This window comes from Aliiroseovarius sp. M344 (assembly GCF_025140835.1).
GTDB lineage: Bacteria > Pseudomonadota > Alphaproteobacteria > Rhodobacterales > Rhodobacteraceae > Aliiroseovarius.
In genome coordinates, this window is sequence record NZ_CP081153.1 from 909,636 (window position 1) to 925,519 (window position 15,884).

The 15,884-nt window shown below is 57.8% G+C and carries 14 protein-coding genes; 11 read left to right on the top strand and 3 right to left on the bottom strand.

Annotated elements, in window-relative coordinates:
* Positions 1-134 precede the first annotated feature (134 nt).
* From K3556_RS04445 to K3556_RS04475, 7 genes are all read left to right on the top strand, one after another.
* Entirely contained in the window at positions 135-938 is an 804-nt protein-coding gene (locus K3556_RS04445; RefSeq protein ID WP_260518527.1) for a lytic transglycosylase domain-containing protein, read from the top strand.
* 317 nt (positions 939-1,255) lie between these two features.
* Positions 1,256-3,667 (top strand): hypothetical protein, encoded by a 2,412-nt coding sequence (locus K3556_RS04450; RefSeq protein WP_260518528.1) that lies wholly within the window; start codon positions 1,256-1,258, stop codon positions 3,665-3,667.
* An 11-nt stretch (positions 3,668-3,678) separates the two neighbouring features.
* On the top strand, positions 3,679-5,562 hold the full coding sequence (locus K3556_RS04455) for a GMC family oxidoreductase (RefSeq protein ID WP_260518529.1): 1,884 nt from the start codon (positions 3,679-3,681) through the stop codon (positions 5,560-5,562).
* On the top strand, positions 5,552-5,995 hold the full coding sequence (locus K3556_RS04460; protein WP_260518530.1) for a hypothetical protein: 444 nt from the start codon (positions 5,552-5,554) through the stop codon (positions 5,993-5,995). The genes K3556_RS04455 and K3556_RS04460 overlap by 11 nt, the downstream gene beginning before the upstream one ends.
* 8 nt (positions 5,996-6,003) lie before the next feature.
* The gene (locus K3556_RS04465; protein WP_260518531.1) at positions 6,004-7,305 is read left to right on the top strand and encodes a hypothetical protein; all 1,302 of its coding nucleotides are present in this window, start codon (positions 6,004-6,006) and stop codon (positions 7,303-7,305) included.
* The gene (locus K3556_RS04470) at positions 7,302-8,816 is read left to right on the top strand and encodes a Dyp-type peroxidase (protein ID WP_260518532.1); all 1,515 of its coding nucleotides are present in this window, start codon (positions 7,302-7,304) and stop codon (positions 8,814-8,816) included. Before K3556_RS04465 ends, K3556_RS04470 begins: the two co-directional genes overlap by 4 nt.
* The gene (locus tag K3556_RS04475; RefSeq protein ID WP_260518533.1) at positions 8,817-10,016 is read left to right on the top strand and encodes a catalase family protein; all 1,200 of its coding nucleotides are present in this window, start codon (positions 8,817-8,819) and stop codon (positions 10,014-10,016) included.
* Positions 10,017-10,053: 37 nt separating this feature from the next.
* Here K3556_RS04475 and K3556_RS04480 read toward each other — a convergent pair whose 3' ends face one another.
* The 3 genes from K3556_RS04480 to K3556_RS04490 are packed head-to-tail and all read right to left on the bottom strand — an operon-like array spanning position 10,054 to position 12,625.
* Positions 10,054-10,785: a glycosyltransferase family 2 protein gene (locus K3556_RS04480; protein WP_260518534.1), complete on the bottom strand. Its 732-nt coding sequence runs from the start codon at positions 10,783-10,785 to the stop codon at positions 10,054-10,056.
* Positions 10,782-12,353, bottom strand: a complete 1,572-nt coding sequence (locus tag K3556_RS04485; RefSeq protein ID WP_260518535.1) for an ArnT family glycosyltransferase — start codon at positions 12,351-12,353, stop codon at positions 10,782-10,784. Before K3556_RS04485 ends, K3556_RS04480 begins: the two co-directional genes overlap by 4 nt.
* A complete protein-coding gene (locus K3556_RS04490) occupies positions 12,350-12,625 on the bottom strand; it encodes a lipid-A-disaccharide synthase N-terminal domain-containing protein (RefSeq protein ID WP_260518536.1) in 276 nt (91 codons plus the stop codon). The genes K3556_RS04485 and K3556_RS04490 overlap by 4 nt, the downstream gene beginning before the upstream one ends.
* 114 nt (positions 12,626-12,739) lie before the next feature.
* Between K3556_RS04490 and K3556_RS04495 the strand changes: the two genes are divergently transcribed.
* The 4 genes from K3556_RS04495 (at position 12,740) to K3556_RS04510 (ending at position 15,883) form a co-directional block, all read left to right on the top strand.
* Complete coding sequence (locus K3556_RS04495) at positions 12,740-13,399, top strand: response regulator transcription factor (RefSeq protein WP_260518537.1); 660 nt, start codon at positions 12,740-12,742, stop codon at positions 13,397-13,399.
* Positions 13,396-14,778 (top strand): sensor histidine kinase, encoded by a 1,383-nt coding sequence (locus K3556_RS04500; protein ID WP_260518538.1) that lies wholly within the window; start codon positions 13,396-13,398, stop codon positions 14,776-14,778. The genes K3556_RS04495 and K3556_RS04500 overlap by 4 nt, the downstream gene beginning before the upstream one ends.
* 335 nt (positions 14,779-15,113) lie before the next feature.
* A complete protein-coding gene (napF, locus tag K3556_RS04505; RefSeq protein ID WP_260518539.1) occupies positions 15,114-15,614 on the top strand; it encodes a ferredoxin-type protein NapF in 501 nt (166 codons plus the stop codon).
* Entirely contained in the window at positions 15,611-15,883 is a 273-nt protein-coding gene (locus K3556_RS04510; RefSeq protein ID WP_260518540.1) for a chaperone NapD, read from the top strand. The genes napF and K3556_RS04510 overlap by 4 nt, the downstream gene beginning before the upstream one ends.
* Position 15,884: the final 1 nt, after the last annotated feature.

Consider the following 15,884-nt stretch of genomic DNA (forward strand, 5'->3'; position numbering starts at 1 on the left):
GGCTTCTGCAGTTGAGACGAAACATCGATCTCACCAAGAGATGACCGACCTTCACGCAAGCGAGCCGTCTTCGGCTTTGCGCCAGCAAGGGACCTGTGCAATCATGTTCAGGTATTCGATACGGAGCATAGCTTATGTCAATTACCAAAACGCTTGCTGCCGCTTGTTTGGCGACCGGCTTAACCGCAGGTCTTGCCTCAGGCGCGACATGCGGAAATACGGCTAAGGGATTTGAAAACTGGAAGGCGGCTTTTGCTGGTGAGGCAAAGTCTGCTGGCGTCGGCCAGCGGGGATTGCAGGCGCTGGCGTCCACACGGTATTCGACTGCCACCATCAAGGCCGACCGAAGCCAAAGGTCCTTTAAATATTCGCTGTCCAAGTTTATGCAGGTTCGCGGGGCAGAGACCATTATCGCTCAGGGGCGAAAACGCAAAGCACGCAACGCTGCATTCTATCAATCACTTGAACGAGGGTATGGCGTTCCCGCTGGTGTATTGTTGGCAATCCATGGGATGGAAACCGGTTTCGGTGGATTCATGGGTGACAGCGAAGTCGTGTCGGCGATTACCACCTTGGCCTATGATTGTCGTCGTTCGGCGTTTTTTACACCACATGCAATCGGCGCGCTGAAATTGGTGGATCAGGGCGCGATTACCAGTGGCACACGTGGCGCGAAACATGGCGAGCTGGGCCATACCCAGTTCCTGCCGGGCAACGCGCTAAAATATGGCGTCGATGGGTCGGGTGATGGTCGCGTGGATTTTTACAATCTTGCAGACGCCATGGCATCGACTGCGAATTTCCTGCGCAAGAAAGGCTGGAAGCCGGGCAAGGGATACCAGGAAGGGCAGCCGAACTTTAAAGTGATCAAGCAATGGAACGCGGCCACAGTTTACCAGAAAGCCATTGCAATAATGGGCGCGCGTATCGACGGCTGAAGTCAGCCCTCGCCGGGTGCTAATGCCGAAAAAGACATCCGTCAGACCGGCTTTCATTCGGCTGCGTCATTCACGTCCTGTGCACCAGCGCATTACCGCCGGGCGGCTATGCCGTGACGAAGTGTGGTTCAAGAAACAGCGGCTTTTGTACCAAGCCTTGGTTGGGAAACAGACAATTTCAACTGTCTGTAAACGCTCAACAATCACTCGAAAATACCCCTCACTGTTGCAAAAATTGCGGTCTGAGCCAACAATGAACCCATATTTTAAAACTTTTAGTTGATTCTTTTTCACCAGCCGTACTGAGGAGTTTGCCTATGTTACTCCGCGTATTTTCGTGTTTTTTAGTTTTCGCTTTGGTTCCGTTTTCCGCGTCGGCGCAGCTTTTTTCTGGTCCGAAAGACGAAGCACTTCTGGTTGGGCGGGACGAAACCACATTCCCCCCGGCAGACGAAGATTACTTCGCCGAAATGGATAATGGCATTCCGTTGACCCCTGATGAAATCAAGGGGCGAAACATGTGGATGGTCTGGACCGGCGGCAATGATCTGTTGTGGGACACGCTGACGGTGGACACGTTCGGGCAGTTTGACCTGCTCAAGACCCTGTCTTCCCATCCAAGTCTTGAGGCAAAGCGCAGCAACCGGTTTGAGCAACTGGGCTTGATAAACGAGCCGTGCTTTGACGAGGCAACCGGCCCGCTCGCGGATCGTCACGGTCTGTGGCTGGATGTGCGCCGCGATGATTGTGACCCCGATCCTTTCGCCAATGCAGAAAAGTATCCGGGTGTCGAAATCGGTGCGCGTGGACGCAATCTGCCGGTCTGGTCTTACTACGGAGAGCCAACCGGCGTGCTGGGGTTGCGCTTGTTCCCAAACCCCGAATTTAACGAACGCGCCGAAAACAACTGGGACCCCGAGCGGTTTTATAACGATCCCGATTATTACAATGACGACGACCTGGTACGTCCGTATCGGGTCGGTATGTCCTGCGCATTCTGCCATGTCGGGCCAAGCCCGATTGATCCGCCTGCTGATCCTGAAAACCCCGAGATGCGGAACCTGAACGCCACGGTGGGCGCGCAGTATTTCTGGTTTGATCGGGTTTTTGCTTGGAAGCCGGACAAGCGCCAATACATGGTGCAACTGATCCATACGGCGCGCCCGGGCACACTGGATACTTCGCTTGTGTCACCGGATTATATCAACAATCCGCGCACCATGAACGCGATCTATCTGCTGGAAGAACGTCTGGCCGTCGCCCGACGCTTTGGTGAGGAACGGCTTGAAGCAGGTCAGCTGGATAACAAGCAGTTTCAGGACTATGTCGCCGAAGGACCGCTGACAGAGTTTTTTGAAGAACCGGATATGAGCTTCAGTCCCCGCGTCCTGAAGGACGGGGCGGATTCTGTCGGGGCGCTGGGCGCCTTGAACCGAGTTTACTTGAATATCGGTCTGTTCAGCGAAGAATGGACGCGCCATTTCAACCCGATCGTGGGCGGACGTGACATCACGCCAATCAAGATCGAGACGGCGCAGAAAAACTCGGCCTATTGGCGGGCGACCGAAGATCAATCCCCGCTGACGGCGCTCTACTTCCTGAAGGCAGGTCGCCCGGACCGGCTCGCGGATGCGCCGGGGGGCGCTGCTTTCCTGACCGAAGACGCGGCGCAGGTGGACCAAGGCAAGACGGTTTTTGCCGAAAACTGTGCCGGGTGTCATTCGTCAAAACTGCCGGAAAGCGCTTATGAGGCGATGCCGGGCGGGTGTTCCGGCCCCGGTTATCTGGAGTGTTTCAAGCGCTATGGCGAACTAACCCAATCTGACGCGTTCAAGGCCGACATGCGCGAGATCGTTCATGCCGAAGATTTTCTGAGTGGCAATTATCTATCCAGCGAATTGCGCATTCCCGTGACGCTTCTGGAAACCAACGCGTGCAGCCCGCTCGCCACCAACGCCATTGAAGGCAACATTTGGGACAACTTCTCGTCGTCGACCTATAAAGCGCTGCCATCTGTGGGCACGATCAAGGTGCACCACCCGAAAACAGGCGAGGAATATGATTACGAGATGCCAGCAGGCGGGCGCGGTTATACCCGTGTGCCCTCGCTGGTCAGCCTGTGGTCCAGTGCGCCTTACCTACTGAACAACACGGTCGGGTATTACAATCAAGACCCGTCAGTCGCGGGCCGGATGGCGGCGTTCGAGGATGGTATTACCAAGATGCTGTGGCCTGAAAAACGGCTACGTGACACAGTTCTGGGCGACAAAGTCCCCGGCCTGATCGACCGCACGACCGAGCAGAGTTACCTGATCGTGCCGCGCGGCTTTCAGCCCGATTTCCTTGTTAAGCTTTTGACACCGTTGCGCGACGATCTGCCGTGGCTGTTCGATCTGGATGGGAATATTGAGCTTGGCCCGATCCCCGCGGGCACACCTATCGGGTTGCTGGCGAACCTGAACATTCGTCTGGATCAGGCCGATCTTCTTGAACGTCTTGGTCACGATTTTGAGCTGGCCAAGCTGATCGTCAAGATCAAACGCGACCTGAAAGAACTGCCCGACGATGCCAGCGATGAACAGGCCCGCGCCATCTTTGCCGACCTGATCGAGCCGCTGCTCGAGCTGAGCAAGTGCCCCGATTTCGTCGTCAATCGCGGGCATTATTTCGGCACCAAATTGGAAGACGCAGACAAGACCGCATTGATCGCTTTTCTCAAACGCTTCTAAGGGGCGCTACAGTGGAGGCTGAACATGACTATATCGTCGTCGGCTCCGGGGCTGGCGGAGGCACTCTGGCTGCACGGCTGGCCGAGAATGGAATGCGTGTGCTGCTTTTGGAAGCGGGCGGGGATCCCCGGTCGCTGAACGGCGGTGTGCGCGAGATGGACGAGGCGTCAAACCGTCTGCCAGATGACTATGACGTGCCAGCCTTCCATCCCTTCGCAACCGAGAACGCGGCGATGCGGTGGGATTTCATGGTTGGCCACTACGCCGACAAGACGGCGCAGGCGCGCGACCCCAAGGCCGGACCTGCCGGCGTTCTCTATCCACGTGCGGGCACGCTGGGCGGGTGCACGGCCCACAACGCGATGATCTTTGTCTATCCTCACCATTCTGACTGGCAGCGCATCGCAGATTTGACCGGTGATGACAGCTGGTCACCTGAAGCTATGCACAAGGTATTTCAAAAGCTTGAGAATTGCCGCCACCGTCCCGTGCAGCGCGCGTTGAGCACGTTCGGCATTGATCGCACCGGCCATGGATTTGACGGCTGGCTGTCCACCGAGAAAGCAATCCCGCGTGCGGCCATGCGGGATGACGACATCATGGAAATGGTCCGTAAATCGCTGCGCGAAAGCTGGGCCTCGCCAAATGATTTCCTGAAACGTTTGCGCTGGCTGGCCAACAGCGCGGCGGATCCCAATGACCGGGACCGGATCGACGATGATGCGGTGGGCATGGTCTATACGCCGCTGACCACGCGCAATGGCGTGCGGGTCGGCACGCGGGAACGCGTGTTGGAGGTGGCGCAGCGTTACCCAGACAGATTGAAAATAGAGCTGGATGCTTTGGCGGCCAAGGTGCTTCTGGATGACGACAACCGAGCCATCGGTGTCGAATACCTTAAAGGCGCGCGGCTGTATCGTGCCCATGCCAAGCCCAGCAAAGCGCCGGGTGATGTCCGGCAGGCGTTTGCCGCGCGTGAGGTCATTCTGGCGGGCGGGGCTTTCAATACGCCGCAGCTATTGATGTTGTCGGGCATTGGCGACCCGCAGGCGTTGACCCCCCACGGTATCCCCCCAAAAGTTGCGTTGCCCGGTGTCGGGCGGTCGCTGCAGGACCGGTACGAAGTGGCGGTGGTCAACCGCATGGACTTCGACAGCTGGGAAAGTATGAGCCGGTGCCGCTACGAAAAAGACGACCCGCTTTGGCAAACTTGGAAAGCACGCGGTGACGGCCTTTACGCGACCAACGGCGCGGCAATGGCGGTGATCCGCAAGTCATCGGACGCGCAACCGTTGCCTGATCTTTTCTGCATGGCGCTTTTGGGCAAGTTCAACGGGTATTACCCCGGCTATGCCGCCGATCTGGCGCAGTGCCGAAACCACCTGAGTTGGGCAGTGCTGAAAGCACACACCTCCAATCGCGCGGGCCGCGTGACGCTTGCCTCACCTGATCCGCGCGACATGCCGGTCATTGATTTCAACTACTTCGAAGACGGCGGCAAGGAAGACCTGTCCGCCGTGGTGGAGGGCGTCAAGTTTGTGCGCAAGCTGTGTGAGCCTTTGCACGCCGCAGGCCGTATCGCCGCCGAGGAAATCCCCGGTCCTGATGTTCAGAGTGACGCCGAGATCGCGCAGTTCGTGCGCGACAATTGCTGGGGCCATCATGCGTCTTGCTCCTGTCCGATCGGATCGGCGGATCAGGGCGGCGTTCTGGACAGCCGCTTGCGGGTTCACGGCACAAAAGGGCTGCGGATCGCGGATGCGTCGGTCTTTCCGCGCATCCCTGGATTTTTCATTGCATCCGCCGTTTACATGATTGGCGAAAAGGCCGCCGACATGCTGCTGGAGGATGCGCAATCCCACCCACAACGTGAGGAAATGCACTATGGCACATGATATCGACACCTTGATGGATATGGAGCAGGACGCGCTGGACGAGCTGTTTTCAAGCGTTTCGGCAGGCGCTATCCCGGATGGTGAGGCAGAGGGCACGGCGATCATCGCACCCGGCACGCGATTTACCCCCCTGATTGCACGCTTTATTAACGGTTTTGCTTGGCAAGGGAAGGTCTTTGACAGCGAAAAGCGGGTGTTGAAAAACCAGATCCTTCCGTTTGGTCTCAATGCTATTCTGGCCAAAGTCTATACAGACAATAGCTGGCTGGACGGCAAGGAGTGCATCGTCCTTGATTACTCCGACACATCAATTGTTGCTCAGTGGATCCGTGACGAAATTCGTCAGATCGGGCCGGGGATGTATCTGGGCAAGGTCTATTGGGATGACACGCGTTTGATCGACTTCGCGCTTGAATTCAACGCCGAGGCCTGAGTGCGCCCATGACACAGCAGGACACATTTTTCATTCTTGCGCCGGTCGCCGAAGGCCGGGCGGAAAGCCTTGTGTCCCTGTTGGAAAGTATGACCTTGAAACCGGGTTTCGCCGATCCAGAGAACACAGTGGTGCCATTTGGCAAATTCGATCATCTGCATGTGGCCCGGTTCTTTTTGGTGCAGGCGAACACATGGCGCGACGTGGAAGCCTATGGTCAATCCCCGCGCCCTTATCCGCTGCAACTTGCCTTTCTGGGTGATGTGGACGGGCATCGGCAAGTGTTCTTGCGCGAGCTTGTCAATCGCAGCGCCGATGGGCTGGTCGAGATATTCAGTCATTGCGAGGGTGTGCATGACGGCACGGATATCCTGCGCTGGATGGAGGATCACAATGTCAAAGAATCCGCCAATTACGTAAACGTACGGGGGCGTACGGTATCGCAGATCCGGGAAGAAGCCGCGCTGGCTGCTGTGCTGCATGACGAGCTCGCGACGGTGGTTTCAGCACAGGGGTCGGCGGATGTGTTTGGCTTGCACCAGCATCTGGCCGAATTCGTCGAGCGTCAAAAAGCCAGCGGGCTACTGCACCTGACCGCACCTACGAAACCATCGTGGCGCGAAAGGATCGCCCGTTGGTTCGATCTGATCAGCGTGCCGTTGCTGATTTTGTTCTTGTCGCCGCTGTTGGTACTTCTGTTGCCGCTCTTTCTTTTGCGCCTGCGTCTGGCCGAACGGTCGGACCCCGAGGTCCTACCGCGCCCGGACGACGAAAGGATCGTCGATTTGGGGCGATACGAGGATCACGACGTGACCAACCCGTTTTCGGCCTTCGGTGATGTAAAGCCGGGATGGTTTCGGCGCTGGGTCACAACTGTCGCGCTGTTTTTATTGAATTACGCGGCCCGCAATATCTATGGCCGGGGATATCTGACCCGCGTGCAGACCATCCATTTCGCGCGATGGGTCTTTGTCGATGACAAGCGCCGCGTGATGTTTTGCAGCAATTACGACGGGGCGCTGGAAAGCTATATGGATGATTTCGTGAACAAGGTGGCGTGGGGCTTGAACCTCGTCTTCTCCAACGGCGTCGGGTATCCGTCAACGCGTTTCCTGATCAAAGGCGGGGCCGAGCAAGAGGCGAAGTTCAAACGCTATCTGCGTAATCGGCAACTGCCGACGCAGGTCTGGTACAAAGCCTATCCCGGCCTGACTGCGCGCGATCTGGCGCGACATAGTGAAATCCGCAAAGGGCTTGAAAAACGACCCAATGGGGCAAGGGCCATGCGCAACTGGTTGTCAAAAATATGAGCCGCACACCCAACATACCCAATGATCCGGTCGAGTTCGACGATATGCAGGCATTGGTCCGGTTCGGCCATGGCGCGTTGTCCGAGGCAGAGTTCATCCTGTGCTCCATTCGCGATCCGAAGGCCGCGGGCGACTGGCTGGATCAGGCTCCGGTGACGTCGGCTGAGAGGCTGGATGCGCCGCCTTCGGCTGCCCTGCAAGTGGCGTTTACCGCGGTAGGTCTGCGGGCGATGGGGGTGGAAGAAGGCATGAGCACGGGCTTCGCCCAGCCCTTCCTGTCCGGCATGAGCAGTGAAGACAGCCGGTCGCGGCGGTTGGGCGATACCGGGCAGAACGCGCCGTCTGAATGGGACTGGGATGCAGGGGATGCCCATGTTCTGATCATGCTTTACGCCCGCAAGGGTGGGTTGGCAGCATGGAAAGACAAGGTGCTGACCCCAACATTCGATGCAGCCTTCACGCAGGCGCGCAGCTTTCCCACTCGCACAAATGATGGGACCGAGCCGTTCGGGTTCCGGGACGGCATATCAGAGCCGAAGATCGACTGGCAGAATGCGCACCCGCCGTCGAAACACGGGCGCGAGGATTTCAGCAACCTGATTTCACCCGGCGAGGTCGTGCTGGGGCTGCGCAACGAATACAACGCTCGCTCGTCCTCTCCCAAGGTTGACGGTGATGTGCCGGGCAGCGCGATACTGGCCGAGGCGTCCGGCAATGCCGCGCGCCGTGATCTTGGGCGCAATGGCAGTTATCTGGTGTTTCGGCAATTGGCGCAGGATGTGCCGGGGTTCTGGGCATTCATTGACAAGGCAGCCAAAGGGGATCCTGATCGCCGGGACTGGCTGGCGGCAAAGATGGTCGGGCGCACGCAGGATGGCACGCCACTGATCCACGGTCGGCGCGATATCGAAGGGTCGCCGCGCAGCAATGACTTTACCTATGAGGATGACGTTGACGGCGTGCGCTGTCCCCTGGGCGCGCATATCCGACGGGCCAACCCGCGCACGGGCGATCACCCCTACCAAATTGAAGGGCGCATTGGCTGGTTACTCAGCACGCTCGGGTTTCGTCGGCGACGTGACAAATTGCCGGGGCGGCACGATCTGGTGGCCTCGACCCGGTTTCACCGGCTGGTGCGGCGGGGGCGGGTCTATGGGCCGAAACTGAAGTCGAAAATGGCGAGCCAGAAAGGGGGGCAATCCGTCGATCAGGGTCTGCTGTTCATCTGCCTGTGCGCCGATATCGTCCGACAGTTCGAGTTTGTACAGAACGCGTGGATCGCCTCGCCCACGTTCAACGGATTGACGGGGGAAGCCGACCCGCTGCTGGGTGGCCGGGCACCGTTTTGCGGGGTGGCCAGCGACGGGTTCACGATCCAGACCGCAGACGGGGTGGGAGAGCACATTGCTCACCTGCCCAGCTTTGTGACGGTCAGGGGCGGGGGCTACTTCTTCCTGCCGGGACTGCGCGCCCTTCGGTTCATCGCCCATCACGGCAAGCAGGAGGTCTGAATGCGAAAAATCCTGGTCCCAATTCGTCGCCTTATCCACCGCGCAACGCAGGTTGGTCTGCAAATAGAACGGCGGTTGGAGCCGTTCTTTCGCAGACGACTGAATGCATGGGTCCGCGCGCCACTGGCGAAGTGGATTCAACGGATGAAGAACCGCAAGCGCGAAGATCTTGGGCTGGCGCTGGCCGAGGAAAAGATTTTCGACTGGGAAGAACAGGCGCTGCAAACCATCATCGACGAGATGCGCGAGCAGATGAACCTGCATTTCCAACCAGGCGCCTATGAGCGCGGCGGCAACACCAAGACGCATGGTTTGGTCCGTGCCACTTTCACGGTACTGCCTGACCTGCCCGACACTCTGCGCCACGGCGTATTCGCGACCCAGCGAGACTACCCTGCCTATATTCGCTTTGCCGGCCCCGGGCCGGACGTGCCCGAGGATATTCGCGATGTGGGGTTCGGCTCAATGTCGGTGAAGCTGATGGACGTGCCCGGCCCAAAGTTGATGGACGAAGAGAAGTTCACCCAAGACTGGCCAGCCGTCGTGACCCCCACATTTGTCACGCCGGATGCACGCGAAAATTCCAAACTGCAGTATTGGAGCACAATCGACGAACCGCTTTGGTATTTCCTGAACCCGTTGGACAGTCATTTTCTTGATATGTTGATGCAGGGTCTGTGGAACGAGACGCAGTATAACCCCCTCGGGCACAGGTATTACAGCTGCGTGCCTTATCTGATGGGGCAGGGGCAGGCGATGCTTTATTCCTATGTGCCGCGCACGGATGTACCGATGGACATTCCCGGCGTGCCCTTTGGCCGCGTGCCGCCCAATTACTTGCGTGACAACATGGCAAAGACGCTGCGGCAGAAACCGGTCGAATTCGATATGGTGGTGCAAATCCAGACCGATCCCCACCTTATGCCGATCGAGGATGCGTCGGTCCTTTGGCCGGAAGATCTGTCGCCTTGGATTCCGGTCGCTCGTATTCATATCCCTATGCAGGATTTCGACACGCCTGCCCAGATGGCCTTTGCCCGGAACCTACGGATCAACCCGTGGCATTCGCTGCCAGAGCACCGCCCTTTAGGCAATCAAAGCCGGGCCCGGCGGCGGATGTATCAGGAATTGGCGCGTTTCAGGCAGCACATGAACAAGGCCGCGCATGTTGAACCGACCGGAGACGAGACGTTTGATTGAACTTTGCGGTCCCGGGCCAAGTCCCGGCGACACCTTATCAGCGATCGCGCGTGATGGCGTTTGGCCCGGCGCGGCGGATCAGCCATGCGGCGCCCAGCAGGTCGGGAATGCCGACCAAAGCGCGGGTCAGGTTAGAGTATTTCGATTGCCCACCCTGTCGCTGATTGTGCGATACGGACACGGTCTGCACCTCCCACCCTTCGCGCAGCATCATCGCTGGCATGAACCGATGGATGTGGTTGAACCATGGCAAATCAAGATAAGCTTCACGGCGGAAGGCCTTTAGGCCGCAACCGGAATCCCGGACGCCGTCGTGAAGCAGCGCGCCTCGGATTGCGTTTGCTGCCCGTGATGCCCAACGTTTCGCGGCCGTATCCTGACGCCCAACGCGTTGCCCCTGAACCAGCCCCAGCGCCGCGGTGTCGCCCTCGTCGAACGGGGCCAGCAGTTTCGGGATCTGGTCGGCCGGGTTCTGACCGTCACCGTCCAACGTCACGATGATCTGGCCGCGTGCAGTGCGCACACCTCGCCGGATCGAGGCCGACTGACCAACGCTTTTTTCGTTCTGTAGCCAGATTAGCCAGTCATGCGCTGATGCCAGCCGCACAAGCGCATGGTGGGTGCCATCGGTAGATCCATCATCAATCACGATGACTTCAAATGCCTTGTCCTGCAGGGTCTGGCCGACCTCTTCGACAAGCGGGCCAATCGCGATGACTTCGTCGCGCGCCGGAATGACGACACTGATTTCTGGTGTGCTTTGGGTCATGAGGAGGCCTCCGGATTAGGGGCATCGGCGACACGCCAAATAGCGTGCGGCGTGTTGCGGAACAGGATTTTTCGATAGGGTTGCCACATCGGGCCAACTTCATCGGGTCGGCCAATGATGACGCCATTCGGATGCTCTGCCTGCCAAGCCGGCAAGCCGGAGGGGTCAATGATTTCGGTGACCGGCGTTGTTAAACGACCGGCGAAATTGAATTCGGCATTGTACTGGCGACCGACATAAGCAATGCCGTCAACTTGGTGCGGGGCGACAATGGTTGCGATCTTCTTCGTGTCAAAAACGCCATGGACTGCGCTCAGGCTGATCAGGACGTTCAGCGACAGCACAGCACCCAATGTCAGTATAACAGCGCCGGGGAAGCCCCCCCGATGCACAGCCATCCAGCACACGGCCAACATGAACAAGCCCCAAGCCAACAAGTTGGTTGGCGGGTCTAGAAGCGGTGCGGCATTCCCAAGGTCAACAAAGCCAGCCCCGGCCAAGATGGCCGCAGCAGCGGCCAGCAGAAGGGGGACACTCGCAAACGTCAGCCGAAATGAGGGGCCCTGCGACAGAAGCCTGGCCACGATCAGGGCAACCGCAGGAAGTTCGGGCACAAGATAATGCACCTGTTTGCCGCTGATGAGACTGAACAGCACGAGTGCGGACAGCGCCCAGATCGCCGCCAAGCTCAACCCGGCGTCGCGCCACTTGGCTTTTATTGCGGCTTTCCAGACGGCTGGAACCAAGCACCACGGAAACAGAAACAGTGGCAGAAGTGCTGCGAACCACCACCAAGGGCGCGCATGTGCAAACGAACTGCTGATCCGCCCCGCGCTTTGTGTCCACAGGATCTCGTCCCGGTAGGCTGGGCCACCGGTTATGATGGCAGGCACCAACCACAGCGCAACGACCCCAAGGGCTGCTGTCAATGCGATCCCAACGCCGGTCAGCATTGCCTTCCATGTCATTTCGCGACGGGTTCGCGCCCAGACGGGCACCAGCAGCATTGCAGGACCGAGGTGTACCAAAATCACAGGCCCTTTGGCCAAAACACCCATTGCCAGCGCGCACCCTAGTGCCGCCCACCAGCGTCGTTCGCCTGTATCTGCGGCATTGAGCAACGCCAGATAACCTGCAAGCGTCGCTGTTGCCAACAAAGCATCGAACATGGTCAGTCCACCTGAAATGGCGAAAATCACCATGCTGGACAGTACCAATATGGCGCGCGCGCCGATGTCTGCATCATCTGGCCACAGTTTGCGCGCCAAGCGGCCAGTCAACGCGATCGCAACCACGGCGAAAAGCGGACCGACAAGGCGCGCGGCAAATTCTGAAACCCCGGTAAAGACCCAAATCAGGTTAATCGCCCAAAACAACATTGGGGGTTTGTGGGTGTAGATACCGTAGTTTTTCGTGGGCACGAAATAATCGCCGCTTTGCCACATCTCCCATGCGACGGCCACATAGCGTGTTTCGTCAATTGGGGTGAGCGGACGCAGCAATGTGCCTGCCACCGCCACCAGGAAGAAGGCAATCAGGGACCACCGCGCGGCGACGTGCGGCTTCATGAAGAGGCCTCGGCCTTGCGACGCCTGATCAGGATGAGGTTGCGCACATAGACAAACAGACCGGTAGCTTGCCCAAGGATGAACACCGGATCCTGCCGCCAAATTGCATAGGACAACAGTGTCAGACCACCAGCCAGACTGAACCACCAAAAGGCCAGCGGAACAACACTTTCGCCCCGGCGCTCGCTGACGATCCATTGCACCAGAAACCTGGATGTGAAGAGCAACTGACCCAGAAACCCGATCCCGAGCCAAATAGAGCTGATTGACATGACTTTCCCAACACTTGCCATCCGGCCAATGTGCCGGAGGTGGGGTCATTGCATCACCACCTTACCGATTGCTGACGAATGTTTTAGGATTGGAAAAAAATAGGCTGGATCCGAATGCGATTGTTGGTTGTAGAAGATGAGCAGGGACTGGCAGATGCGGTCGCGGATCACTTGCGTGCGGCCAACCATGTCGTCGATATTGCGCGGACCTTGGAGGATGCACAGGCGGCCAATCGTGTTGCCCAGTACGATCTTATTTTGCTGGATTTGCATCTGCCTGATGGCGATGGTCTGGCGCTGGTTCGCGATCTGCGCAACAGGTCAGTCAGCACTCCGGTTTTGATCGCCACAGCGCGAGACCGGATAATGGAGCGAATAGAGGGCCTTGAAGCAGGCGCCGACGATTATCTGGTCAAACCCTACGATCTTGACGAGATGCTGGCGCGCATAACTGCGATTTTGCGCCGGGCAGACAGCAGCAGGGCATCCCAACGGAAATTTGGTCCGATTTGCGTCGTGCCTTCGGCAAAGACGGTGTATCTGGACGGGCAGCTTGTAAGCCTGACGCCCAAGGAATGGGCGATCCTTGACAGACTCAGCCGACGACCCGGCATTACCGTCGCGAAAGCCGAGTTCGAGGAAGCGCTGTATGGGTTTGGTCGCGAAGTGGAAAGCAATGCCATCGAAGCCCATGTCAGTCGCCTGCGCGCCAAGTTGGGACGGCGCGTGATCGAAACGGTGCGCGGCTTTGGGTACAGGATGGGCACAGGATGAGCCAAACTGGCAGCCTGTCACGGCGTCTTTCGCGCCTTATCATCGCGGGGTTCGCAGCCATCTGGATACTGGCATTGGTGGCAACAGCAGTCGTGTTGCGCAACGAGCAGCAAGCCCTTGCGAACAAGATTGTTCAGGAAACTGCGCAAATTTACTTACCTGCCATTGTCAGCGACTACCGTCTCGGTCTGGCGAATGGTGGAACGCTGCCGATCAAATTCGAAAGCAGATTGCGGTTCGATCCAGACGGCAAGCTGGAACCTGCAGAAGAGGCACTGGTCTATCGCTTGCTTGATCGCTCAGGAACGACACTCGTGGTTTCGCATGTCCCGCCCGAATTCGCTTTTCCTGCGGCGACATCGACTGGCTATGCCAAGACCGAAAGTCATGTGTTTTTCACCACGTCGCCGAATAGGGAGGGCTTTGTCGTTCAGGTCGGCGATCTGCGACAGGAAAGATCAAAGGCGTTTTTCGAAAGCCTAACAGCTTTGGTGATTCCAATGCTTGCGATCCTGCCCTTGGCCTATCTGGCTGTTGCGTGGATTGGGAAGCGCGCTCTGGCGCCGCTGGATCAGTTGCGCGGCGAAATCGAGGCGCGCAGCGACGCACGGCTTGATCCAATTGATGCCGGTGGTCAGCCTGCCGAACTGCGCGCGATTACCGCCACGTTGAACGGGTTCATGATCCGCCTGTCACAGGCGTTGGACGGCGAGCGCGCTTTTGCGACAAACGCCGCTCATGAGTTGCGCACGCCTGTTGCTGTCGCGTTGGCGCAGGTTCAACGGATGCGTGCCGAAGCGGACAACGAAGCAGAGCAACGGCTTGCGACGACAGAAGAGGCGCTAAAACGGATGAGCCGCCTGGTCGCTCGACTGTTGCAGCTTGCGCGTGCCGAAACCGGGATTGGTCTTTCGCAGGATGCGCAAGACCTCTCGAAGCTTTTTGACGTGGTTCTGGACGATAACCTCAGGCTGCCTGACCGCAGCAAACGCTTGCAGATCCTGCGGCCGGAACAGCCCGTATATGCCAAGGTCGACCCGGATGCATTTGCGATGATTACCGGCAACTTGATCGACAACGCGTTTCAATATGCCCCGCCCGGCTCACCGATTGAGGTCGAGTTGACACGCGAAGGGATGTTTCGGGTCAGAAACGAAGGCCCCGATATTCCATCGGCGGAACTTGAACGGTTGCCCAGACGATTTCAACGCGGAACTACCTCTGCAGACGGGTTTGGTCTGGGGTTGTATATTGCCGAAAAGGTCGCCCGGCATTCAGGTGGACGACTTCAGCTGATTTCACCACCAGATAAAGAAACGTCCGGGTTTGAAGGCAGGTTCTATGCACCCGCTGGAAAAAGGGGTGGCGTCGACGGGTAGGGGCGCTTTATCCGGCGCTGTCATATCATCTGGTTGGCAGCCACCGCAGGCAGGGCGAAACATCTTTCTGACACGACTGCCCATCGTGAGGAAAAAAGTTTCACTGTTTAGTATTTCTCAGTTGAACTGCGACTGGCAAAATGACTAGGCGGAATAAAGTGTGCATTTACCGTCAGTTACGAAGCTCTTAGCATAACGCATTCAAAAATATAAATTTTTCTTGTTAAGCGAAACTAACTGAGAATTCGCCAGAAATGTTGATCTAGGTCAAATGGTCGCATGAGCACCAGGTCTAAGTGTTGTGAGACCAAACACCCAAGCAACGAGCGAGTCTTATGTCTGCAACGCCCACCAGACGCGCCTTTCTGAAAGGCAAAGTTCAAGAGGTTCCGCGCCAGCGGCCCCCCGGTGCTGGGTCAGAGGCAGAGTTCTATGACGCCTGCACCCAATGTGGGGAATGCGCTGATGCTTGCCCCGAAGGCATCATTTTCAAAGATGCGGGCGAACGTCCCTTCCTTGACTTCAATGCTGGTGCTTGCACCTTTTGCCACGCCTGCACAGACGCTTGCGATTTCGGCGCATTGAGCCCGGACAACGAATGGCTGTGGCGTGGCGCTGTTGAAGCATCTTGTCTGTCAATGAATGGTGTAAACTGCCGCACTTGCGAAGATCACTGTGATCAACGTGCAATCGGGTTCCAGTTACAAACGGGTGGCCGCGCGCAACCTGTTCTGGACGAAGACCTTTGCAACGGTTGCGGCGGATGTTCGATGGCGTGCCCCGTGGGGGCCATCTCTTTCAAGAAAACCAAATCAAAAACGGAGGCTCGCACATGATGAATATCTGCGGCTGCCTGGTGCACACGATGCCAGAGATGACCGAACAGGTCATATCTGCGATTGGCGCAACCGAAGGTGGCGAAGTTCATGCACATCAAAACGGTCGCATCGTCGTGACCGTCGAAGACACGCCGGACATGCGAGCATCCGACCAGATCATGTCAATGCACCAGATCCCCGGCGTTTTGACCATCACCCTGACGTATCACCATTTCGAAGAGTTGGACGGCGAAGAAGCCGCCGCCGCTTCGTCAATCAAACATTAAT

Bases quoted from the DNA above. Each gene is read 5' to 3' on its own strand.
- K3556_RS04445 (WP_260518527.1), top strand. From the start codon at position 135: ATGTCAATTACCAAAACGCTTGCTGCCGCTTGTTTGGCGACCGGCTTA.
- K3556_RS04450 (WP_260518528.1), top strand. From the start codon at position 1,256: ATGTTACTCCGCGTATTTTCGTGTTTTTTAGTTTTCGCTTTGGTTCCG.
- K3556_RS04460 (WP_260518530.1), top strand. From the start codon at position 5,552: ATGGCACATGATATCGACACCTTGATGGATATGGAGCAGGACGCGCTG.
- K3556_RS04465 (WP_260518531.1), top strand. From the start codon at position 6,004: ATGACACAGCAGGACACATTTTTCATTCTTGCGCCGGTCGCCGAAGGC.
- K3556_RS04470 (WP_260518532.1), top strand. From the start codon at position 7,302: ATGAGCCGCACACCCAACATACCCAATGATCCGGTCGAGTTCGACGAT.
- K3556_RS04475 (WP_260518533.1), top strand. From the start codon at position 8,817: ATGCGAAAAATCCTGGTCCCAATTCGTCGCCTTATCCACCGCGCAACG.
- K3556_RS04480 (WP_260518534.1), bottom strand. From the start codon at position 10,785: ATGACCCAAAGCACACCAGAAATCAGTGTCGTCATTCCGGCGCGCGAC.
- K3556_RS04485 (WP_260518535.1), bottom strand. From the start codon at position 12,353: ATGAAGCCGCACGTCGCCGCGCGGTGGTCCCTGATTGCCTTCTTCCTG.
- K3556_RS04490 (WP_260518536.1), bottom strand. From the start codon at position 12,625: ATGTCAATCAGCTCTATTTGGCTCGGGATCGGGTTTCTGGGTCAGTTG.
- K3556_RS04495 (WP_260518537.1), top strand. From the start codon at position 12,740: ATGCGATTGTTGGTTGTAGAAGATGAGCAGGGACTGGCAGATGCGGTC.
- K3556_RS04500 (WP_260518538.1), top strand. From the start codon at position 13,396: ATGAGCCAAACTGGCAGCCTGTCACGGCGTCTTTCGCGCCTTATCATC.
- napF (WP_260518539.1), top strand. From the start codon at position 15,114: ATGTCTGCAACGCCCACCAGACGCGCCTTTCTGAAAGGCAAAGTTCAA.
- K3556_RS04510 (WP_260518540.1), top strand. From the start codon at position 15,611: ATGATGAATATCTGCGGCTGCCTGGTGCACACGATGCCAGAGATGACC.